Here is a 19,865-nt window from a genome sequence, read left to right as displayed (position 1 = left end):
GCTGATGAAGATTGCCATTGTTGTCGCCGGCTTGATCGTTGTTGTTGCCGCCGTTCTCGTGGCGGTACAGCCCGGCTTTCTAAAGCCTGCGTCTATGGCACTCGTGAAGAAGTCCGACATCCTCGGCTTTTCGCCAGGGATGACATTCGACGAAACCAACAAGCTCGTCACGCAACGTCGCTACCGCTGCCGTCAGATTCGCGATTCCTACGTCCTGGAGTGCGCAGTCGACGGCGCCAAGGTCACGATCTTTGCCGACGACGTTGACCCTGGGAATCCTGATCCCAAACATCCCATCTGGCGCGTCATTGCGGAGTTGAACAATCCGGGTCCCCAAGACGCTGCCGTCAAATCGATCTCCGACCAGTTCAACGCCCAGCCAACCAGGGACGCCCGGGACGGATGGATATGGACTGTCGGCCGTGGGCTCAAGCTGAGCTACGACGGCGCCGCCTTGAAGCTGGTGGACGAGGCTGAGGAAATCAGGCGTGGCAAGCAGGAAGCAAAGCGCTAGGGAGCGCGACGCCGGGTGCCCTTCAGTGACGAAACCGGTTGACGGCCAACAGCGGCAGCCATGATCCCAGCACCATGCAGATCGCAATGGCTGCGACTAGGACGTATTTCAGGGGATGTTGCGAGGACGCGAGCGAACCTTCGAGGTGAAGGTATGGCAGCATCGCCTCCACGGCCATCCCGATCAGGGCAACCGCAACCAGCCCGCCAACCGCCGAAGCGAACAGGTTGACGATCCATCCGATCGCGCCGCGCTCGTTCGACCAAGCCTCGTAGATCGCGACAGCCAGCATCACGAGCACAAAGACCAGCATGAAGCTCATCGAGCCGCCGACGCTCGCCTTCGACCCGAAGATTTCTACCAGCAGCATGGCCGCCACCGCGAGCAGTGTGATCGCCTTCACGACTTTCCTCTTTGGTGTCTCAGCACATAGGCCGCGAAGCCAATTCCGATGCCGAGCAGGCTTTGCAGCATGGCGGTTGGTCGCGCCGGGCTTCGCCGGGGTTCAACAAATTGCACTCGGAGAACTGCAGGACCGCCGCGCAGTGACGACCGAAGGCCGGGGACCGATCTATGCAGCTTGCCTATTGGAAAGCCGCTCGAACGCCGTGATGGCCCGGTTGGCCAGCATGAGGCGTCTGTGCTCGCCCTTGCGGACCATCTCTTCGACGGCGGCCGAGAGAAAGCGGCTGGTGAACGGCGCGTCGCTGACTTGTCCGGTGCGCTCCAGATAATCCCAGGCGATCTGCACGGAATGTTCGATGAGATGGGACAGGTTCTCGCTCATGCAGAACCTACGCTTGGCGGGAGCGCTTGTTCCGCGCTGGCCAGTAGGTCGGTTCTTCATGGCAGATCTCGAGACGTTCAATTTCCGCACGTTTTCGACTGACGAACAAATGAGGAACGACAAGCGCGCGCCGACGTTAGGTGGAAAAGGAGAGATCGCGATGGCTGACAAGACAGCTGACAACACCGGGGACAACACACAAAAGGATCCGAAGGATTGGGTTTCCGGCGACGACCCGATGACCGGCGCCCAGGAATCCTACCTCAAGACCCTCGCCGAGCAGGCGCACAAGCCCCTCCCCAAGAAGGATCTGACCAAGGCAGAGGCGTCAGAGCTGATCGACACGATGCGGCAAAAGGCCGGGCTCGAGAAGTAGACAGCGGGCATGTACGCCCCGCCCCTGCGAGACGGAAGAACATGACTCACCGATGATCAGAAGTGTCGCGGGAAGGTTGCAGGCGTTCGGCCAACGCTGCATTCACAAACGTTGAGCGCGCTGCATTTCGTCGGGCACAGACAGCGTCGATTGAGCGCACGATCCCGCAATGTCGATTCCACAACTTCAATGCCGGGATTGCGGCCTGTCGCTTTGCGAGCCGGGCACTCATCCTGCTTTGCCTTGCTTCACGTCATGTACGATGTCACCGATGGTGCTTCCCACGACAATCGCGGCAACAACAGGCCAACCGGCGGCTACCATAAGGATGGCCCCGTAGCGCATGTCTTCGCCGGGCCGTTTATAACTGTCTCGGCCCGAGAACAGGAGCACCGCGATCAGGCAGCCAACTGCGTATCGTCTAAACCATTTCACGACGAGAGACCTTCGTTTACGGGCATTCGTCGCCTCGAACTCCGTCGTGGTTCATGATGTCGGCCGTCCGGCCGCTCGCCGGCAGGCGAAATTTCAGACGATCATGCAAGGCGCGTCAGGCGCCTTGCATGACCTGCTGCCGCTCATTTTCTTGAGCGCGCTGAGCATCGGCTCCGCGCCGAGCTCAGTTCTGTCACTTCGGCAGATCGCGGATTGCCAGCTTGATGACTGTAAGGACAACGAAAGCGGGCGCCCCGTAAACGATGGCGTTCACGGCCCAAGTGATGGCGACGCCCAAGAAAACGGAACTGCCGACAGCTCCCCAGAAAAGGTAAGCTGCGGATATACCCGGCATCTCCCATGCCATCACAGGGGTGGAGTAGTCGGTTAGCTGCTCCATGACGAGCAGCACCGTCGAGACGAGGGCCCCGATTGCCAGTGCGACGGTGAGAACGGATTTCATTGTCTTCAAAGGCCCAACAGCGCCATCACGATCGGAATCATAAAAAAGGCTGCCAGGCCGAGGAGGCCTCCTACGGCAATCTTCACCCAACGCCGTTGAATTTTCGGCTCGAGCCATGTCGCCAGTTTGACCCAGAGCGCATACGCCCATCCGGCAACAATCGAGCGGATAAGTGCAAACAGAAGCTTGCCTAGAATATTGGCCATAGCGGTTAGTCGCGTCAGTTCCGCGGGGAGTTCATCTGCCAACGGCTAAACAACCCCGTGTCCCCCGTGAGTGAGGTGGCCCAGTTCTGCGATTTGCGTCACGTTCTGAGGACCCGGTTAGCGCTGTGGGGCTTCGTGAAGGGCTCGTTTTCTAGCGCTTGAGCAATGCCATCGCCATTCACGGCGCGCTCGGCGCGGCATCGTGACTGCTGACATCAGGGTGGCAGCAGCGGTGTGCGACGAGCCCCGCGATGCCGCTCAACTCTGCGGTCAACCAAAGGACATGCCATGAAGTTCGCCTCCACTCGCCTGATCGCTACTGACATCAAAATCATGGTTTCGTTCTACGAAATGGTGACCGGATGTTCCGCCGAATGGCTCGCGCCGGTGTTCGCCAAGATCGTGACGCCGGGCGCCAACCTCGCAATCGGCGCAGCCGAGACGGTCGCGCTCTGGAAAGAAAACAGTGCCGAGCCCGGCGCCAACCGCACTGCCGTGATCGAGTTTCAGGTTGAAGACATCGATGCGGATTATCAGCGCCTGAAAGACAAGGTTACGCTGGTGCACGAGTTGAAAACGATGCCATGGGGCAACAGGACGTTCCAGTTTCGCGACCCCGAAGGCACCGCGGTATCGCTCTTCATGCCGCCGATCGAGCAGGCCGGAAAGCGCCTCGCGGCGCAATAGGTCGCGGCAGCAGACTGGCCCGGGCGATATTGCAAGTGGCGCGTGTGCGGCACTGGGATTGCGGTGAATGTGCATTGAAATTCGCCGGCTGATTTACTTCATCAGCCGGCTTCGCCCTCATGCACATGTGCACCCGCCCCTGCCCCTCCCCGGATTTTCCTGCTATCTCCTACCCCCGCCGTCCCGGCCCAAAGCAAAACCCCATCCGTTCAAGGGAGCAACAATCATGCGATACCTTCACACTATGCTGCGCGTGCGCAATCTCGATGTCGCGTTGAAGTTTTACCAGGACGCGCTGGGGCTGAAGGAGGTGCGGCGGATCGAGAACGACAAGGGGCGTTTCACGCTGGTGTTCCTGTGCTCGTCGGACGATCTCGAGGCACTCAAGGAGCAGCCGCAGACGCGCGGCGCGCCGCTGGTGGAGCTCACCTGGAATTGGGACGAGGAAAAATACGGTGAGGATCGCTTCTTCGGCCATCTCGCCTATGAAGTCGACGACATCTACGCCACCTGCGAGAAGCTGATGAAGGCCGGCGTCACCATCAACCGTCCGCCGCGCGACGGCAACATGGCCTTCGTCCGCTCGCCGGATTTGCACTCGATCGAGCTGTTGCAGAAGGGCGATCCGAAGCCACCGCAGGAGCCGTGGTCGTCGATGCCCAACATCGGCCATTGGTAGGCCTTTTTGCCGGAACCAGCCCCTGCCCTAAGCGTTCTCTCTTCGACAATGCAATTGGAGGAGGACGCGATGGGACGCGGAATTTTGTTGTGGATGCTGGGTGTGCCGATCCCGGTGATCATCTTGCTGTGGCTGTTCTTCGGCCGCTGATCGCCTGACCAGGCTTTGCCTTGCAATGAAAGCTCCGCCTCGGGCGGAGCTTTTTGCATGCGGACCTTTTGCATGAGAGGATCGGCGCAATCGCCCGTCGCTCGCCGCAGTGAATTCCGCTATTACCCGCGCCGAAAGAAGCGCCGCGGGAGGATGATGTGCCGGACCAAAAACTGACGATCTGGGGCCGCGCCAATTCGGTCAACGTGCAAAAGGTGCTGTGGTGCCTCACCGAGCTCGGCTTGGCTTACGAGCGCATCGACGCCGGCATGGCGTTCGGCAAGACCCGCGACGCCGACTATCTCGCGATGAATCCCAATGCGCGGATCCCGACGCTGGTCGAGGGCGACTTCACGCTGTGGGAATCCAATTCGATCATGCGCTATCTCTGCCTCGCGCATGGGCGCGGCACGCCGATCTATCCTGAGGCGCCGAGGCTGCGCGCCAGCGTCGACCGCTGGCTCGACTGGACGCTGTCGATGGTGCAGCCGGTCGACCGCCCGGTGTTCTGGGGCATCGTGCGCACGCCGCCCGCCGAGCGCGACATGATCCAGGTGCAAAAGGATGCCGATGCCGCCGCCGAGGTCTGGGCCATCGCGGACCGCCTGCTCTCCACGCGTCCGTTCATGGACGGCGATGCGTTCACGCTCGCCGACATCGCGGTTGGCGCCTATGCGCGGCGCTGGCTCGGCGTCGAGGGCATCACCCGGCCCGCGCAGCCGCATCTGACGCGCTGGCTCGCCGAACTCGGCAAACGGCCCGGTTTTGCGCAATTTGTGGCACCGCCGATGTCGTGAGCGGTGGCGCGGCTTAAAGTCCGTTACGAGCACGATGAATCGGCATTTTGCCGCGCGGCGCCGGGAGATGGCGGCTACTGTGCATGGGGTTGTTTTCGCGTTTTTTTGTTAAGGCCAGCCGCGCTCGAACAGCAGTACGCAGAAAATCAGCACGAGCGTGACCGCCGCAGTGGCGAGCCGCGCGGTCCAGCTCAGGCCGCGGCCGACCCACCACAGCAGCGCGCAATACATCACGAACGGGACGATGATCTCGGGCCGCATGATGTCCGGCGGCATGGGGGCTCAGCGCCTGACCGTGGTCTCGACGCTGATCGAGCCGCCGATCTTGACGCAGGTGCCGGTGCTCTCGACCAGATGGAAGCCGCGGCCATAGGCGGCGCAGGAGCCCGCTTTCGCGCTCCCGCCGGCACCCTTCAGCGGCAAGGCCTTGCCAGCCTGTGGGCGCTCCGGAGGCGGCAGACGCAAGGCTTCCGCCGCGGCCGCGGACGTCGTCAGCAACGAGATCAGGATGAGGAGCGGCGCACGCATGCAGGCCGTTCTAGCCCGGACCGGCGTCGCGCGCCATCGGGGTCGCTTTGCCCGGGGATCAGATGAACTTGATGCCGGCCGATTTGCCGCGGCGCCACACCACCTGGCAGCTCCGCCCGGTCCGCGCATCGCGCGCGAACGCCATCCGGATCACGCCCGGGAGCTGGCTCGCATCCTCGTCCAGCGTGATCTTGGCGCCCGTGGCGGAGATGTCCTGGACCAGGCATTGCCGCGCTGCGAATCCGCCGTCGAGCGTGATCCAGGCATGCTGCGACAGCGACTTGCGGGCTGCGCGCTTCTTGGGCGGTGGCATCGGCTTAAATTCTCCCAGTCCAGCGCTAGCTCAGGGAACCTAAGAAACCGTTGAATTCGGCCGACCGATCCTTGGGTGGGATGCTATCCACCGGTGCCAAAAGACCGTTCCCGAACGGCTTGCCCAGGGCGCCAAAGGCCATTATAGGTTCGCCCGCTGCAGCCGCCGGGCATGACTCGGGCGGCCAGCGGCCGTGCCGCGAAAAGCGGCGGGGCCCTGGGTTTGCTCCCTTCGTCTATCGGTTAGGACGCCACCCTTTCACGGTGGAGAGAGCGGTTCGATTCCGCTAGGGAGCGCCATCATCCGCCGTTGGATGACAGGGCGAATCTGCCGCCCCGCATGAACCTCCCTGCCCCTCGCCTCCGACCAATGTCCAGACTGAACCGGATGCAGGCCGATGGCGCAGCACAAATCTCCCTCGGACGACCAGGCCGGGATTGCCTCGCCGGCGCTGCCGCCATGGATCCACCGCACGGCAGCCTACGTGCCGGAGCGGCGCGCCAGAATGCTGGAGCACATGGCGCGCGCCAGGTCGCTGCCTCGGGCAACGCCTGCGTTGGAGCCGTCGCATACGGCCGGCACGAACATTCTCGGGGACGCCTGCGGCTACGCCGTCCTGTTCGGCATCATCGCGCTGCTGTTTCAGTCGCGCGTTCCTCTCTACCTCGGCGCCTTTCTCTTCTTCACCGATGGCGAGCGCATCGAACTCGCTCTTGCAAAGATCGGCATCCGTCTCGAGCTTGGTACGATCGGGCCCGACATCATCAAGGGCTTCGTATCCCTGTTCGGATGGTTCGCGCTGCTGGCATCGCTGAAAGCGTCCGTCCCCGCCTGGCTCGCGACATGGATGCTTCCAGACACATCGTGGTCCTTGCTCGCCGGAATCGCTCTTTTGTTCGCCATCGTCGAAGCATTCGCAACGCGCGCGATGCAGCATGCATTGCCGTGGTTCGGATTTGAGAGGCGACCGAGCGGCCTGGCCTGCGCGACGATCAAGCTCGCTATGGCCCTTGGCGTGCTGGCTCTGCTGGTGCTGCTCGGATGACGCGATCGTGAGGTCACGGGCCTGACAATCGCGGCGCTATGCCGCCCGCCCCGATCTGCGCATTTACCGGAAATTTACCCCTGCTCGTGAGCGCCGGTATCATTTGCTTAGAATTTGATTGCTACCGTGGAATTACGGAAAACCTCCGAAACACGATTGGCGCCCATGTCCGTCGCAGAGTTCCTCAGACAGCGTGCCGTGCATGTCACCGTGAGTGGCAGCTACTCGCTGCCGCGTTGGTACGATTGCGAGGGCAAGCTCCGTACCTTCGCCTGCCGCACCAGCCGCGTTTCACCGTTCCGCATGATGGTCGACGTTCCCGTAGTCGGAAAGGTCGGCGAGCGCGTGACCTCCTACTTCCAGGATTTTGGCGAATTCCAATGCACCATCAGCGCGACGCTGAAATCGGGCTTCCTGATGGAGCTCGACATGACGCGGGCCCGGCGCGCCTGGATGTCGGAAAAGCTGACCTGGCTCGAGAAGAAGCAAAAGGACGCCAGCGTCCAGGAGCTGCGGAATGACGCGCGCTTCGTTCCGCAGGTCGCGCACACCTTCCTGACGCTCGCCGACGGCAGCACCCATGCCTGCTTCATCATCGACGTCTCCACGGCCGGTGTCGCGATATCCTGCGAATACGATCCGCCAGTGGGAACCCCGCTTGCGGTCGGCGCTTGCGTCGGGCGCGTGATCCGCAAATTCGAAAACGGCTTTGCTGTCAAATTCGCCGAAAAGCAGTCGCGGGACGACGTCGTCCGGCTGATCGTCCGCACGGCCATGCTGCAATCGGCCTGATCCTCCGGCCGCGCTGCCCTATCGCAGCCCTATTTCGAGATAAGCTTTTGAAGGTCCGCGCCTCGTTCCGGACGTCATTTGCAGACTTGCGATCGGGGGACCGAATGGCAGTCGAGAAAATTACAGTCGATAAGGTCAGAGTCGACAAGATCACCTGGGACAGGGTCGGCCGGGTCACCGAGCCCGGACGCTACATGTACACGTTCGGCTGGCTCACCATCACCGCCGACGATCTCGATATCTGGAAGCAATACCCGCAGGCCGCGTTCACGCTGATGGCGCAGCATTCCGAGCCGGACGCGTCCACCGGCGAGGAGTTCCATCTCGGCGCCTTCGACGTCGCGCCCGACGCGCCGCCGCCGCTCACCACGCATTGAGACAGTCAAAGCGGGCTACGATCGGCAGCCAGCCGCCGCGGCAGGGCGCGTGGCGGGAACGCGTGGCACGCCCGTTGCTTTATCATTGCCATGACTCACATCCCCGCCTTCGATCAGGCCTTTCTGCTGTTGCTCATCGTGCTCTGCCTTGGTACGTGCCTTATCCGCGCCTTCTGGGAGGTGGAGCAACTCCGGGGCCGCCGCACCGCGTCCCCATCCCGCGCGATCAAGCGTGACTAGACCGGCTCGGCCGGCCGTGCGTAGCCCGGACGGGGCAATCCCGGCTCTGGACTTGCCGCGGCGACACGTGCATCGTCAATCGAAGAAACCTGCACATTGCCTTGATCTGACTTACCAATCGCGATCCGATGACGGGCGCGCGACCGTTGTCATGGGATGACGAGGTGGTTCTGTCATGCAATTGATTGCGCTCGTTATTCTGCACCTCGGCGACTGTCCTGATGAACGCAGGCTGTCACGCTTGTTAAGAGACGCGACAGCAAGCGCATGACACAAGGTCGCATCAGGGAATGTAGATAAGCGGATCAAGGGAACCTATTTTCGGCGCCGATGTACCTGATTGAAGCGTTACCCACCGTCATCGGAACGGCCGCCATTGCCCCGGCGCTGCTGATGCTGTGGCTCGTCATTGCCGCCGAGGAACGCCCCGGACCGCCGGCCCAGGTCTGGACCGCTTTCCTGCTCGGCGCGGCCAGCATTTCGCTGCTGGGCCTGGCCCGCGCCCCTTTCGCCAAGATGGTTGCGGCCCCGGACAACCCGTGGGCGGCACTGGCCATGCATTCGATCTTCGGCGTCGCGCTGCCGGAGGAAGCGGTCAAGGTGATCGCGATCGTGCTGGTCGCCTCGACCAAGCGGCGGACCTTCGCCAATCCGATGGACACCGTGGTCTATGGCGCCGCGGTTGGCCTGGGCTTCGCCGCCTACGAGAACCTCGCCTATCTCGTCCAGCACGCCGAGATGTGGCGCTCGCTGGCCGCCTTGCGCAGCGTGCTGACCGTGCCGTTCCACGGCGCGCTCGGCATCATCGCCGGCGCCTATCTGACCATCGCGCGCGCCGGCACGGCGCTGGGTGCCAACCGCCATCATCGCGACTGGGCTCGTCTCTCCAGCCGGCTGCTCATCTTCGCAGGTCCGCTCGCCCTGCATTCGGCCTTCGACTTCCCCCTGCTCACGCTTCAGCGCATGCCGGATCTCGATCCGGCGCTGCGGATGTGGTTGGGCGGCGCGAGCCTGCTGATCGGCTTCAGCTCGATCGCCTTCGCTATCCGCCTGGTACGGCGCGTCGCGCGCCATCACGCGCCCCGAACCGACGTCGCGCGCGAGCGCCTCAGCCAGCTCCGCCGGATGTGGGCGCTGCTGCTTGCCGGTGGCGGCGTCGGCTTTCTCGGGCTCGCCTTCGTGCTGACCTCGATCCATCACTGGCTCATCAATCCCGAGCGCAATCTGACGCTGGCCCTGATCCCGATCGGCCTGGTCTCGATCCTGCTCGGCCTCGCACTTCTGATCGTCACGACCGCGATCTATGTTCTCGGCCGCAACCGCATCCGCACCAGCGGCGAAGGTTTTTCGTCGGCGCACGGCGGCGGCTGAGCCGCGGGATGGCAAGCGCGGTGTGCACGTACTAGACTAGATTGAGGACACACCTCTCGATCCGGAGCCTGCCCATGACATCACCTGAGGATTTTTCCCGGCTGCAATCCGCCATGAGCGGGACGGTCAAGGCACATTGGAAGGCCTTTCTGTTCGAAGGCATCCTGCTTGCGGTGCTTGGCGTCGCCGCGCTGATCCTGCCGCCGCTCGCAAGCCTTGCGATTGCGATCTTCCTCGGCTGGATGTTCCTGATCAGCGGCATCGGCGGATTGATCGCCACCTATTGGGCGCGCAGCACGCCGGGCTTCTGGTGGTCGCTGATCTCGGCCGCGCTGGCCGTGCTTGCAGGCATGCTGCTGCTGGCGCGGCCGATCCAGGCCGTGCTGACGCTGACCATCGTGCTCGGCGCCTATTTCCTCGCCGAGGGCGTCGCCACCATCATGTACGCGCTGGAGCATCGCCGCGAGCCGGGCGGCCGCTGGTCGTGGCTCCTGATCTCGGGCCTCGTCGACATCGCGATCTCGTTCATGGTGATCACGGGACTGCCGAGCTCGGCGGAATGGGCGATCGGTATCCTCGTTGGCATCAACCTGCTGTTCGGCGGCGCCACCCTGATCGGCATGGCGCTGGCGGCACGCAAAAGCAACAGTTGAGGCGCCGCGTGGCCGTCACGTCTATTGGGGGGTGACAAGCCGCCGATCGCACGCTATATGACGGGCCATGATCACCCTCGTCACCAGCTATTTTTGGTACTTTAGCTACGACAGCTCGCTGGCGGCAGGAGGATCGCGCTCAATCTGAAACATTGCAGCAAACGTCCGAACAAGCCGCCAGACCTGGCGGCTTTTTTATTGGCCGGCAGGGTCTCAAAATGACAGGAGCCCGCCGTGCTGAGCACGACCGACGATCTTCGTATCCGCGAACTGAAAGAGCTGAGCACGCCCGAAGAGGTGATGCGGGAAGTCCCGCGCACGCTCACCGCGACGCGCGTGGTGATGGCCGCACGCAACGCCATCCATGCGATTCTCAATGGCCAGGACGACCGGCTTCTGGTCGTGGTCGGCCCCTGCTCGGTGCATGATCCCAGGGCCGCGCTCGAATACGCCGAGCGCCTCGCGAGCTTGCGCGAAGAGCTTGCCGACCAACTCGAGATCGTGATGCGGGTCTATTTCGAGAAGCCGCGCACCACGGTCGGCTGGAAGGGCCTGATCAACGATCCTGATCTGGACGGCAGCTTCGACATCAACAAGGGCCTGCGGCTGGCGCGCAACGTGCTCTCGGCGGTGAATAATCTCGGCCTGCCCGCCGGCACCGAATTCCTCGACATGACGACGCCGCAATACATTGCGGACCTCGTGTCCTGGGCCGCGATCGGCGCGCGCACGACCGAAAGCCAGATCCATCGCGAGCTGGCCTCGGGGCTGTCCTGCCCGGTCGGCTTCAAGAACGGCACCGACGGCAATGTGCGGATTGCGGCGGACGCGGTGAAGTCGGCCTCAAATCCCCATCATTTCATGGCGGTGACTAAGCTCGGCCGCTCGGCGATCGCCTCAACCGCGGGCAACGAGGATTGTCACATCATCCTGCGCGGCGGCAGCACGCCGAACTACGATGCGGCAAGCGTCGCAGCGGCCTGCAACGATCTGGCGAAAGCAAGCGTCGCACCGCTCGTGATGGTCGATGCGAGCCACGCTAATTCGAGCAAGAAGCCGGAAAACCAGCCGCTCGTGACAGCCGACATCGCCGGGCAGATTTCTGGCGGCGAGAACCGCATCATGGGGGTGATGGTCGAGAGCAATCTCGTCGCCGGACGCCAGGACGTGGTGCCGGGCAAGCCGCTCACCTATGGCCAGAGCATCACTGACGGCTGCATCGACTGGGCGACCACGGCAACCGTGCTCAAGCAACTCGCTGACGCGGTCGAGATCCGGCGCAACAGCAAGCGCGCAGGGCTGCACGAGCGCTCCGCCTGACCGAACGATCGCGGGCGGGGTGACGCTGTCGCACCCTGCCCGCTGCTCCGGCGCCTAGCAGCCGCGGCAGATGCTCTTGATCTTCTTGTCGAGCGCCTGATTTTCCTTGCTGAGGGGATCGTTCGGGTCGCTCAGGTTCTTTTCGCTGGGCACATCGGCGACACGCGGCTGGCGATGGCCCACGGGTGCCAACGGCGTCGATCCTGAGGTCGCGCCCCCGGCTGTCGATCCCTTAGGGTTGCCGGTCTGCGCAACCGCCGCGCCGCCGAGCAAGACCACGAGCGATACTGCCACCATGATCTTCTTCATGTCTCTCCCTCCATTCCTCAAGCCAACATCTCCATCACGACCATTCAAGTCTCGGGCGGATAGAGGTGAACGTCGCCGCAATAATCCACGATACGATAGCGCGTTTCTTGATCTGCATCACGCGCATCAGGTGCGGTATTTTGCATCGGCAACACGTAATTCGGTCCCACCGGCGACTTGCCGGCGCCGCCGGGAATGTCGATGACATAGTCGGGCTGACACAGTCCGGACACCCTTCCGCGCAGCTGCCGCATCAAATCCTGCCCATCGGCGAGTGTCGTTCGCAGATGCGCCGTGCCCGGCGCGAGATCACCGTGATGCAGATAATAGGGCTTGATCCGGCATTCGACGAAAGCTCGCATCAAATCCGACAGAGCGGTCAAATTGTCATTGACGCCGCGCAAAAGCACGGACTGGCTTACCATGGGAATTCCGGCATCGACCAGCCGCGCGCAGGCGGCACGCGCCGGCCCCGTCAGTTCGCGCGCATGGTTGGCATGCAGCGCCACCCAGGTGGTCGCGCCCACGACCTTGAGCGCCGCCACCATCTCGTCGCTGATGCGCGCGGGATCGGCCGCCGGCACGCGGGTGTGAAGGCGGATGATCTTGACGTGATCGATTCCGGCCAGATCGGCCATGATCTCGCCCATCCGCCGCGGCGACAACATCAGGGGATCGCCCCCGGTCAGGATCACCTCCCAGATCTCGCTGTGCGCGCGGATGTAGTCGATCGCCGCGCGATAGGCGGCGTCCGAGAGCGCGTTCTCCTTGCCGGGTCCGACCATCTCGCGGCGGAAGCAGAAGCGGCAATAGACCGCGCAGACGTGAACGAGCTTGAACAGCACGCGGTCGGGATAACGATGCACGATCCCGGGAACCGGCGAGTGCGCATGATCGCCGATCGGATCTGCATTCTCGCCCGGCTGCATCTCCAGCTCTGCGGCAGTCGGAACGAATTGGCGCGCAATGGGATCGTCGGGATCGGACCTGTCGATCAGATCGACCAGCGCCGGCGTGATCGCAACCGCATAGCGTGCGGCAATGCGATCGAGCACCGGCAGCGCTGTGGCTGACACCAGCTGCTCGGCCACAAGTTCGGCCGGCTCGCGCAATGTGCGCGCAAGATTGCTCTTCATCATGTCTCGCTCAACGTTTCATTTGCAGGCGGCGTCCACACCACCTGATCAATTCGCGATGCGCCGCTCGCCAGCATTACCAGGCGGTCGAATCCGAGCGCGACGCCGCTCGCCTCCGGCATCGCCGCGACCGCGGCCAGAAAGTCCTCGTCCAGCGGATAGGCTTCGCAGTAGCGGCGTTGCTTCTCTGCCATGGATTGCGTGAAGCGCTTGCGCTGCTCCTCGGCGTCGGTCAGTTCGCCAAAACCGTTGGCGAGCTCGACACCGCAGGCATAGACCTCGAACCGCTCGGCGACTCGGGGATCGCCCGCCTTCACGCGCGCCAGTGCCGCCTCTGGAGATGGGTATTCGAACAGAATGGTCAAACGGCCCTGCCCCAGATGCGGCTCGACATGCTCGACCAGAACCTTGCTGAAGATGTCGGACCAGGTGTCATCCTCGGCCACGCGGACCTTGCCGGCAGCTGACCGCGCGAGCGCGGCGCGGTCGCCCTCGCCGCCGGAAATGGTCGCAAGCAGGTCGATTCCCGCAAACTGCTCGAAGGCGCTGGCAACCGTCACAAGCTCCGGCTCGGCGAAAGGATCTGCGGTCCGGCCGCGGAAGGTGAAGGCGCCGATACCGGTCGCCTGGGCCGCGCGGGCGATGAGGACGACGCAGTCGGCCATGATGGCGTCATAGGGCGCGCCTGCCCGGTACCATTCCAGCATGGTGAATTCGGGCAAATGCAGGTCGCCGCGCTCACGGTCCCGGAACACCCGGGCGAACTCGAAAATCCGGGTCTCCCCGGCCGCCAGCAGCTTCTTGCAGGCGAATTCCGGCGAGGTCCGCAAATATCGGCTCACACGGCTGCCGTCGGGCCGCATGATCTCGGTCCGGGGGGCGTGCAGGTGGGTCTCGTTGCCCGGGGAGACCTGGAGAACGGAGGTTTCGACCTCGACGAAGCCCTGCTCGACGAAAAATCCCCGTAGAGCCCCAGTGATGGCTCCCCTGGCCTGCAAGAAGGGCCGGCGGTCGAGATGCCGCGAGGGGGACCAGAACGGCGACATCGGCTTGTCCCCAGCCATTAACCGGCTGTCCCGCAAGCCAGCAAAATGCTGGCATCCAACGGCAAAACCAGTATGTTGCGGCCCGAAACGGGTGCCGCGGTCTGATTTGGGGCCCCAGGTCCCCCATCAATTTGACCACGTCCTGGCCCGAGCCGGGCCAAGCAAGCAGGAAATACAGCTTTGAGAGTCATCGCCAGTTCTATTCGCAAGGGCAACGTGATCGAGCAAGACGGCAAGCTATATGTCGTCGTGACCGCCGAGAACATCCATCCCGGCAAGGGCACCCCGGTCAGCCAGATCGAAATGCGCCGAATCTCGGACGGGGTAAAGATCTCCGAGCGCTACAAGACCACCGATCAGGTCGAGAAGGCCACAATCGAAGAGCGCAACTACACCTTCCTGTATGAAGATGGTGACGGCTATCACTTCATGAACCCGGAGACCTATGACCAGGTCCAGGTGTCCAAGGATGTGATCGGCGATGCGGCGGCCTATCTTCAGGAGAGCATGACGGTCAAGCTATCGCTGCACGGTTCCAACCCGGTATCGATCGCCCTGCCGCAGCGCGTGACGCTGGAAGTGATCGAGACCGAGCCCGTGACCAAGGGGCAGACCGCCTCCTCGTCCTACAAGCCCGCCGTGCTCTCGAATGGCGTTCGCACCACGGTGCCGCCGCACATCGCCGTCGGCACCCGAATCGTCGTGATGACCGAAGACGGCTCCTACTCCGAGCGTGCCAAGGACTGACGGGACCAAAGCGAGCGCAACAGGTGCCGCCGGGGGGCGAGACAGTGGTTGGGAAAAGTTTCCGCTTCGTCTCGCAACTTCTGGCGTCGCTTTCGCTCCTCATTGCCTCTCCACTTGCTGCGGATGAGTTCCGCAGCCCCTCACTCACGGCGCTGCGCGTCGATTGGCGCGCGGCGCTTGACCAGCTCCGCACCGAAATCAACGTCCATCCCCGGGCCGCGGAAGACTTCATCTTCGCACCCCGTCGTTCGGTGCCGCGCTACGATCCGCGCGCGATGCCGGCGCTGGTGCAGCTCAACGCGATCTCCTCGCAATTCTTCACCGGCATCGCCCGCAGCTCCGTGCCCGTGCTGCTGCCGTTCGACGCTGCCGCGTATCTCGAAGCTCGGCGCAATGGCGCGCCGGCGACCGTCGCGCTGTCGCGCTACCAGGCTGACTTCAATTCCGTCGACCTGTTCGATGCAGGTCCCGCCGGCTACAGCGCGACCTTTTCGTTCGAGCCTGGTACCGGAGACGGCATGCCGAGCCGGGTCTTCGCAAGGCCGGTCGAGGTGCAGATCACGGGCTCGGCGCTGGTCTATGACATTGCCGATCCCTCGGGCGGCAAGGGCGAGCCGGTCAAACCGCTCGCGGCGCTCTACCCGGACCTGCGCAAGTTCATCCGGGAAGGCTATATGCGCTACGCTTTCACCCGTTTCGGCGTCGCCTATGTGGTGTCGATCCAATGCCTCGACAGCGTTGCCAAGCCGCGGCGGCTTGCCTGCAAGGAGGCCTATCCGATCGCCGAGCGCTTCCTGAAGGCGCTGCGCGTGGCGGGCGGCCAGCGCATGCGGCCGCTCACGGACATCGCTTCCAACATTCTCGATCGTCCCACGGTACGCTCCCCGGACTTCACCTACAGGCCGAGCGGCGACATCATCCCGAACACCGGCTATCGCAAGCAGGGCGGCCATCCCGACGTGATGGCCTACGCACAGATCCGGTTTCCTCTCGAGAAGGCGCCCGCGTTCGTGCACTCGCAATCCTATGCCAAGCGCGACAAGATCGAGAGCACGACCGCCTATCCCTGGCGCGACAATTTCTGCGAATCCCGGAGTTTCGAGGTCTGGCAATGCGGCGGCGGCTATGGCCATCAGGGCGAGGACATCCGCGCGGCCGAGTGCCCACCGCCTGGTGAAGGCCGCCAAGCCTGTGATCCCAAGCAGCGCGCCGTCGTCGCCGTGCGGGATGCGAGGGTTATACGCGCTTCCAAGGACCAGGCTGTGACGCTGCAAATCAACAGCCGGAGCGAGCACATTCGCTTCCGCTACATGCATATGAACCCGCAGGCGCTGAACGCCGATGGCCTGCTCAATGGCCGCATCGTATCGGAGGGCGAGAAGATCGGCGTGGTCTCGAACTATCTCGACCATCCCGCCGGCACCTCGATGCACCTGCATTTCGACGTGCAAGTGTTCACCCGCGACGGCTGGATCTGGGTCAGTCCTTACGTCACGCTGGTCTCCGCCTATGAGCGCCTGATCCACGCCCGCGGCCGCGAGGTCGGCCCGGAGATCGCCGGCACGCCACAGCCTGTGGCGCATGCGCTGCCGGAGGACGTGCTCAAGCCGGACCTGCGCGAGGGATCGGGCGGCGACGAGAACTAACGGCTTGCTCCTTCCATTGCCAGGCAGTGCAAAAGCGTGTTGTCGCACACACCGCCCGATGGAAGGCCGAAGGAACTGGGTTGATGAGTGTCGGACTGATTGGTCTTCTCGACGATATCGCAGCGATCGCAAAGGTGGCGGCAGCCTCGCTCGACGATGTCGCGGGCCAAACGGCCAAGGCGGGAGCAAAGGCGGCTGGCGTGGTCATCGATGACGCAGCCGTCACGCCGAACTACGTGATCGGCTTTGCCTCGAAACGCGAACTGCCGATCGTAGGCAAGATTGCGGTTGGGTCGCTGCGCAATAAATTGCTGATCCTGCTGCCCATTGCCCTGTTGCTTGGTTATTTCCTTCCCGCCGCGGTCACGCCGCTGCTCATGCTGGGCGGCGCCTTTCTGTGCTATGAGGGCACCGAGAAGGTGCTCGAAGCCGCGATGCCGCATGATGCGCGCCACCACGAAGCCCAGCCCCAGCCAATTGCATTGAACGCGCGGTCGGTCGAGGACAAGAAAGTCGCAAGCGCCATCAAAACGGATTTCATCCTGTCGGCGGAGATCATGGCGATCACGCTGGCGGCCGTCCCGGCGGGCAGCATCTGGACCCGGGCGCTCGTGCTCGCACTCGTCGCCATTTTCATCACTGTTGGAGTCTACGGCGTGGTCGCCTTGATCGTGAAGGCGGACGATGTCGGCCTGGCCCTTGCGCGGTATGACGGCGCCTCGCTTGTTGGCGGCGCAATCCGATTGCTTGGACGTGCGCTGGTCCGCGGCATGCCTGTCTTCCTGGCGGTGCTGAGCACCATCGGCACCGCCGCGATGATCTGGGTCGGTGGCGGCATCATCCTGCACGGCATCGAACAATACGGCCCACCGGTAGTCGGCCATACGGTTCATGCCGCGACCGAGGCTGCCGCGCACCGCCTTCCCTCCATTGCCGGCACCGTCGGATGGGCGGTCGAGGCAGCCATTTCAGGCGTTATTGGGCTCCTTGTCGGCGCAGTTGCGATACCGGCCGTCACATACGGTCTTTCACCGCTATGGAAACGTCTGAAGCGATCGCAGCCGACCTGAACAAAAGCGGCTGCAGATTGCGGGTGCCGGCTACTCCAGCAACGTCGTGAGTTGCGCGCCCTCGTCCGCCACGAACACGGCAATCAATTCCGCCGGCTCCGTGGTGCTGGCATTGGCCGAGACCAGATGCGTCGAGCCGGGCGGCTCGAAGAAGGACTGGCCGACGCCGAACGTCTCGACCGGGCCGCCGCCGAGCTGGGAGCGGATCTTGCCCTTGGTTATGTAGGCGGTGACGGATCCTGCGTGACGATGCGGCCGCGAGAACCCGCCAGGGCCGTAGAACACGCGCACGATGGTGACGCGCTTGCCCGGCACGTTCGGCAGCGCGTAGGAGTCGATCGGCTCGACCTTGTCCAGCGGCGAGCTTTCGGCGGCGGTGGCGCAGAGCGGCGCGAGTGCGCCGGAAATGGTGTCCATCGTCACCGGCAACGCCTTGCCGATCGCAAGCGCGCACGCAAGCCCGCCGACGACGGCGATCGCCATCGAACGCGATGGCGCCAATGTGGTGGGCAAACTTACTACCGTCATCACGATCTCCCTTCGTTGCAATCAGGATGCCGCCGCATTCGCTGCGACCGGTCGCTTCGCCGGTGTCCAGCGAAACGCCGCACCGAAACGATTCCAGACGTTGATCGAGGCAACCGCAGAGGTCAGGTACGTCAGTTCGGTCTCGGAGAATTCACGGCTCGCCTCGGCATACACGCCCTCGCCGACTCCGTCGGGCAGGCAGGTCAGCGCCTCGGTCCAGGCCAGCGCGGCACGTTCGCGCGCGGAAAAGATCGGCGCCTCGCGCCAGACCACGACCAAATTGAGCTTGTCGACGGGCACGCCGATCCGCTCCGAAAGCAGGATGTGATGCTGCACGCAGAAGGCGCAGCCGTTGATCTGCGATGCCCGGAGCTTGACCAGTTCGAGAAGCTGCTTGTCGAGACCGGCCTTGGCCGCCACCTGGCCGAGCGCCAGCACCAGCTCATACGCATCCGGCGCGATCTTCTTGAAATCCTCGTATTCGCTGCGGGCGTGTGACATTGCCGTTCACCTCGTGGTATTGTAAGACCGCTTACATCTTATAAGAGCACTTACATGTTGCGCAAGTCGCCCAGTATCACGAGATCGAAATCCCGGCGCAAGACTGCCAAGCCTGACGCCGTGCGCGTGCCAGCCCCAGGGGAAGGCAAGCGCGGCGAGCAAGGCTATCTCGGCTATCTCTTGCGCCAGGCCCACGCCGCAGTCCGTCTGACGATGGAGCGGTCGCTCGCCGATCTCGGTGTCACCTCACCGCAATTCGCGGTGCTGACCATGCTCAACGCCTATCCGGGCCTCTCGGGCGCCGACGTTGCCCGCCTCACCTTTCTGACGCCCCAGACCGTCGGCGTCATCATCCGCAATCTCGAGCGTGACGGCGCGATTGTGATGACGCCGCATCCCGTCCACGGCCGCATCCAGCAATGGACGCTGACGCCGCGCGGCACGGCGCTTTTGAAAGCGTGCCGGGAAAGGGTGATTGCGTTGGAGAAGCGGCTGGCCGCCGGGCTCGATGTCAAGGCCGAGGCAAGCATTCGCCGCTGGCTCGCAGGCATCGCGGCCGATTTGCAGGAGGACTAGGCGAAGCGCGCTTGCCGCTGGCGGGACCTAGTCGCCGCCTCCGCCGTCGCCACCGTCCGAATCCGGGAAGTCACTGACGGCGCCGTGGCCTTGAATACCGCGCCCAAAGTTCTCCGCGAGGATCATCAGGACGACGACGAACAACCCGGCGCCGAACGGCCAGGGATTGGCGCGGATGATGTCGAACAGCTCCTGCATTCACGCATTGTGCGCAGACGGAAGCGAATCGACCGTAAAGTGACAGGCTCAAAATTGGGGATATCCGACCCGTTGCAGGCGCGCCCTACCCGCCCTTCAACACTTTCTTAACCTCGCCATCGGACCAGGTCTCGCCCGCTGCGATCACCCGCACGCGGCTTTGATCGGCGTCGTTCACCAGCTCATGCGAACTCACCCGCTCGCCGCTTCGCTCCAGGTGCAGATCGGTTTCGGGCTTCCAGCTCAGTGTGGTGGCGAGATCGCCAGGGAAAATCTGCCATTGTGATCCGTCGTCGAGCTCGACGACGTGGCTCTCTGCATGCGCGCGTATCTTCATTCGACCCCGAATTCTCGACGGAAGGCGGGCCCCGACCA

The 19,865-nt window shown here is 63.5% G+C and carries 29 protein-coding genes and 1 tRNA gene; 16 read left to right on the top strand and 14 right to left on the bottom strand.

Annotation, left to right across the window (positions count from 1 at the left end):
- Positions 1-4: 4 nt before the first annotated feature.
- The gene (locus IVB36_RS02995) at positions 5-514 is read left to right on the top strand and encodes a hypothetical protein (RefSeq protein ID WP_247368484.1); all 510 of its coding nucleotides are present in this window, start codon (positions 5-7) and stop codon (positions 512-514) included.
- Between the two features lie 22 nt (positions 515-536).
- Here IVB36_RS02995 and IVB36_RS02990 read toward each other — a convergent pair whose 3' ends face one another.
- On the bottom strand, positions 537-917 hold the full coding sequence (locus IVB36_RS02990; RefSeq protein ID WP_018454376.1) for a hypothetical protein: 381 nt from the start codon (positions 915-917) through the stop codon (positions 537-539).
- 168 nt (positions 918-1,085) lie between these two features.
- Positions 1,086-1,301, bottom strand: coding sequence for a hypothetical protein (locus IVB36_RS02985; RefSeq protein WP_018454377.1), 216 nt, complete (start codon positions 1,299-1,301; stop codon positions 1,086-1,088).
- Between the two features lie 160 nt (positions 1,302-1,461).
- Between IVB36_RS02985 and IVB36_RS02980 the strand changes: the two genes are divergently transcribed.
- Positions 1,462-1,677 (top strand): DUF3072 domain-containing protein, encoded by a 216-nt coding sequence (locus IVB36_RS02980; protein WP_026232720.1) that lies wholly within the window; start codon positions 1,462-1,464, stop codon positions 1,675-1,677.
- A 628-nt stretch (positions 1,678-2,305) separates the two neighbouring features.
- Here the strand turns inward: IVB36_RS02980 and IVB36_RS02975 are convergent.
- Together IVB36_RS02975 and IVB36_RS02970 are read right to left on the bottom strand one after the other, a co-directional pair.
- Complete coding sequence (locus IVB36_RS02975; RefSeq protein ID WP_018454380.1) at positions 2,306-2,575, bottom strand: hypothetical protein; 270 nt, start codon at positions 2,573-2,575, stop codon at positions 2,306-2,308.
- A 5-nt stretch (positions 2,576-2,580) separates the two neighbouring features.
- Positions 2,581-2,823 (bottom strand): hypothetical protein, encoded by a 243-nt coding sequence (locus IVB36_RS02970; RefSeq protein WP_247390574.1) that lies wholly within the window; start codon positions 2,821-2,823, stop codon positions 2,581-2,583.
- A gap of 246 nt (positions 2,824-3,069) precedes the next feature.
- On the opposite strand from IVB36_RS02970, the gene IVB36_RS02965 reads away from it, so the two are divergent.
- From IVB36_RS02965 to IVB36_RS02955, 3 genes are all read left to right on the top strand, one after another.
- Positions 3,070-3,468 carry a VOC family protein gene (locus IVB36_RS02965; protein ID WP_204511130.1) on the top strand — a complete coding sequence of 133 codons (399 nt, stop codon included), beginning with the start codon at positions 3,070-3,072 and terminating at the stop codon, positions 3,466-3,468.
- Positions 3,469-3,694: 226 nt separating this feature from the next.
- Positions 3,695-4,147, top strand: a complete 453-nt coding sequence (locus tag IVB36_RS02960; RefSeq protein ID WP_204511128.1) for a VOC family protein — start codon at positions 3,695-3,697, stop codon at positions 4,145-4,147.
- A 308-nt stretch (positions 4,148-4,455) separates the two neighbouring features.
- A complete protein-coding gene (locus IVB36_RS02955; protein ID WP_247390571.1) occupies positions 4,456-5,094 on the top strand; it encodes a glutathione S-transferase in 639 nt (212 codons plus the stop codon).
- Positions 5,095-5,202: 108 nt separating this feature from the next.
- Here IVB36_RS02955 and IVB36_RS02950 read toward each other — a convergent pair whose 3' ends face one another.
- The 3 genes from IVB36_RS02950 to IVB36_RS02940 are packed head-to-tail and all read right to left on the bottom strand — an operon-like array spanning position 5,203 to position 5,935.
- On the bottom strand, positions 5,203-5,370 hold the full coding sequence (locus IVB36_RS02950) for a hypothetical protein (protein WP_007591410.1): 168 nt from the start codon (positions 5,368-5,370) through the stop codon (positions 5,203-5,205).
- A 6-nt stretch (positions 5,371-5,376) separates the two neighbouring features.
- A complete protein-coding gene (locus IVB36_RS02945; protein ID WP_204511122.1) occupies positions 5,377-5,622 on the bottom strand; it encodes a hypothetical protein in 246 nt (81 codons plus the stop codon).
- A 58-nt stretch (positions 5,623-5,680) separates the two neighbouring features.
- The gene (locus IVB36_RS02940; protein ID WP_007591415.1) at positions 5,681-5,935 is read right to left on the bottom strand and encodes a PilZ domain-containing protein; all 255 of its coding nucleotides are present in this window, start codon (positions 5,933-5,935) and stop codon (positions 5,681-5,683) included.
- Between the two features lie 224 nt (positions 5,936-6,159).
- On the opposite strand from IVB36_RS02940, the gene IVB36_RS02935 reads away from it, so the two are divergent.
- From IVB36_RS02935 to IVB36_RS02905, 7 genes are all read left to right on the top strand, one after another.
- Positions 6,160-6,234, top strand: a tRNA-Glu gene (locus tag IVB36_RS02935).
- Between the two features lie 98 nt (positions 6,235-6,332).
- The gene (locus IVB36_RS02930; protein WP_085353460.1) at positions 6,333-6,980 is read left to right on the top strand and encodes a hypothetical protein; all 648 of its coding nucleotides are present in this window, start codon (positions 6,333-6,335) and stop codon (positions 6,978-6,980) included.
- Between the two features lie 165 nt (positions 6,981-7,145).
- Positions 7,146-7,772, top strand: coding sequence for a pilus assembly protein PilZ (locus IVB36_RS02925; RefSeq protein ID WP_018454388.1), 627 nt, complete (start codon positions 7,146-7,148; stop codon positions 7,770-7,772).
- A 104-nt stretch (positions 7,773-7,876) separates the two neighbouring features.
- Positions 7,877-8,149, top strand: a complete 273-nt coding sequence (locus IVB36_RS02920) for a hypothetical protein (protein WP_018454389.1) — start codon at positions 7,877-7,879, stop codon at positions 8,147-8,149.
- Between the two features lie 570 nt (positions 8,150-8,719).
- Positions 8,720-9,760, top strand: a complete 1,041-nt coding sequence (locus IVB36_RS02915; RefSeq protein WP_018454391.1) for a PrsW family glutamic-type intramembrane protease — start codon at positions 8,720-8,722, stop codon at positions 9,758-9,760.
- A 74-nt stretch (positions 9,761-9,834) separates the two neighbouring features.
- On the top strand, positions 9,835-10,413 hold the full coding sequence (locus IVB36_RS02910) for an HdeD family acid-resistance protein (RefSeq protein ID WP_026232724.1): 579 nt from the start codon (positions 9,835-9,837) through the stop codon (positions 10,411-10,413).
- A 234-nt stretch (positions 10,414-10,647) separates the two neighbouring features.
- Positions 10,648-11,733, top strand: a complete 1,086-nt coding sequence (locus IVB36_RS02905; protein ID WP_346348209.1) for a 3-deoxy-7-phosphoheptulonate synthase — start codon at positions 10,648-10,650, stop codon at positions 11,731-11,733.
- 54 nt (positions 11,734-11,787) lie between these two features.
- On the opposite strand, the gene IVB36_RS02900 is transcribed toward IVB36_RS02905, so the two are convergent.
- The 3 genes from IVB36_RS02900 to epmA are packed head-to-tail and all read right to left on the bottom strand — an operon-like array spanning position 11,788 to position 14,242.
- On the bottom strand, positions 11,788-12,042 hold the full coding sequence (locus IVB36_RS02900; RefSeq protein ID WP_247297373.1) for a hypothetical protein: 255 nt from the start codon (positions 12,040-12,042) through the stop codon (positions 11,788-11,790).
- 44 nt (positions 12,043-12,086) lie between these two features.
- Positions 12,087-13,181, bottom strand: a complete 1,095-nt coding sequence (locus IVB36_RS02895) for a lysine-2,3-aminomutase-like protein (RefSeq protein WP_247297375.1) — start codon at positions 13,179-13,181, stop codon at positions 12,087-12,089.
- Positions 13,178-14,242 (bottom strand): EF-P lysine aminoacylase EpmA, encoded by a 1,065-nt coding sequence (gene epmA / locus IVB36_RS02890; RefSeq protein ID WP_247390569.1) that lies wholly within the window; start codon positions 14,240-14,242, stop codon positions 13,178-13,180. The genes IVB36_RS02895 and epmA overlap by 4 nt, the downstream gene beginning before the upstream one ends.
- Positions 14,243-14,404: 162 nt before the next feature.
- Here epmA and efp point away from each other — a divergent pair, with 162 nt between their 5' ends.
- From efp to IVB36_RS02875, 3 genes are all read left to right on the top strand, one after another.
- Positions 14,405-14,971 carry an elongation factor P gene (efp, locus tag IVB36_RS02885; RefSeq protein WP_026232726.1) on the top strand — a complete coding sequence of 189 codons (567 nt, stop codon included), beginning with the start codon at positions 14,405-14,407 and terminating at the stop codon, positions 14,969-14,971.
- A 23-nt stretch (positions 14,972-14,994) separates the two neighbouring features.
- The gene (locus IVB36_RS02880) at positions 14,995-16,617 is read left to right on the top strand and encodes a peptidoglycan DD-metalloendopeptidase family protein (protein WP_085353465.1); all 1,623 of its coding nucleotides are present in this window, start codon (positions 14,995-14,997) and stop codon (positions 16,615-16,617) included.
- 83 nt (positions 16,618-16,700) lie between these two features.
- Positions 16,701-17,687, top strand: coding sequence for a DUF808 domain-containing protein (locus tag IVB36_RS02875; RefSeq protein ID WP_247390566.1), 987 nt, complete (start codon positions 16,701-16,703; stop codon positions 17,685-17,687).
- Between the two features lie 30 nt (positions 17,688-17,717).
- Here the strand turns inward: IVB36_RS02875 and IVB36_RS02870 are convergent, their stop codons facing one another.
- A complete protein-coding gene (locus IVB36_RS02870) occupies positions 17,718-18,215 on the bottom strand; it encodes a cupin domain-containing protein (protein WP_204511119.1) in 498 nt (165 codons plus the stop codon).
- A 21-nt stretch (positions 18,216-18,236) separates the two neighbouring features.
- A complete protein-coding gene (locus tag IVB36_RS02865; protein ID WP_018454401.1) occupies positions 18,237-18,716 on the bottom strand; it encodes a carboxymuconolactone decarboxylase family protein in 480 nt (159 codons plus the stop codon).
- A gap of 54 nt (positions 18,717-18,770) precedes the next feature.
- On the opposite strand from IVB36_RS02865, the gene IVB36_RS02860 reads away from it, so the two are divergent.
- Positions 18,771-19,292 carry a MarR family transcriptional regulator gene (locus tag IVB36_RS02860; protein ID WP_018454402.1) on the top strand — a complete coding sequence of 174 codons (522 nt, stop codon included), beginning with the start codon at positions 18,771-18,773 and terminating at the stop codon, positions 19,290-19,292.
- A gap of 27 nt (positions 19,293-19,319) precedes the next feature.
- Here the strand turns inward: IVB36_RS02860 and IVB36_RS02855 are convergent, their stop codons facing one another.
- Positions 19,320-19,490 (bottom strand): hypothetical protein, encoded by a 171-nt coding sequence (locus tag IVB36_RS02855; RefSeq protein WP_018454403.1) that lies wholly within the window; start codon positions 19,488-19,490, stop codon positions 19,320-19,322.
- Between the two features lie 85 nt (positions 19,491-19,575).
- Positions 19,576-19,827, bottom strand: a complete 252-nt coding sequence (locus IVB36_RS02850; protein WP_247390564.1) for a hypothetical protein — start codon at positions 19,825-19,827, stop codon at positions 19,576-19,578.
- Positions 19,828-19,865 lie beyond the last annotated feature (38 nt).

It is taken from the genome of Bradyrhizobium sp. 35 (assembly GCF_023073215.1).
Classification (GTDB): Bacteria; Pseudomonadota; Alphaproteobacteria; order Rhizobiales; family Xanthobacteraceae; genus Bradyrhizobium; species Bradyrhizobium canariense_D.
The sequence above is the reverse complement of the archived record's forward strand: the minus strand, read 5'-3'. Positions and strand labels throughout refer to the sequence as shown.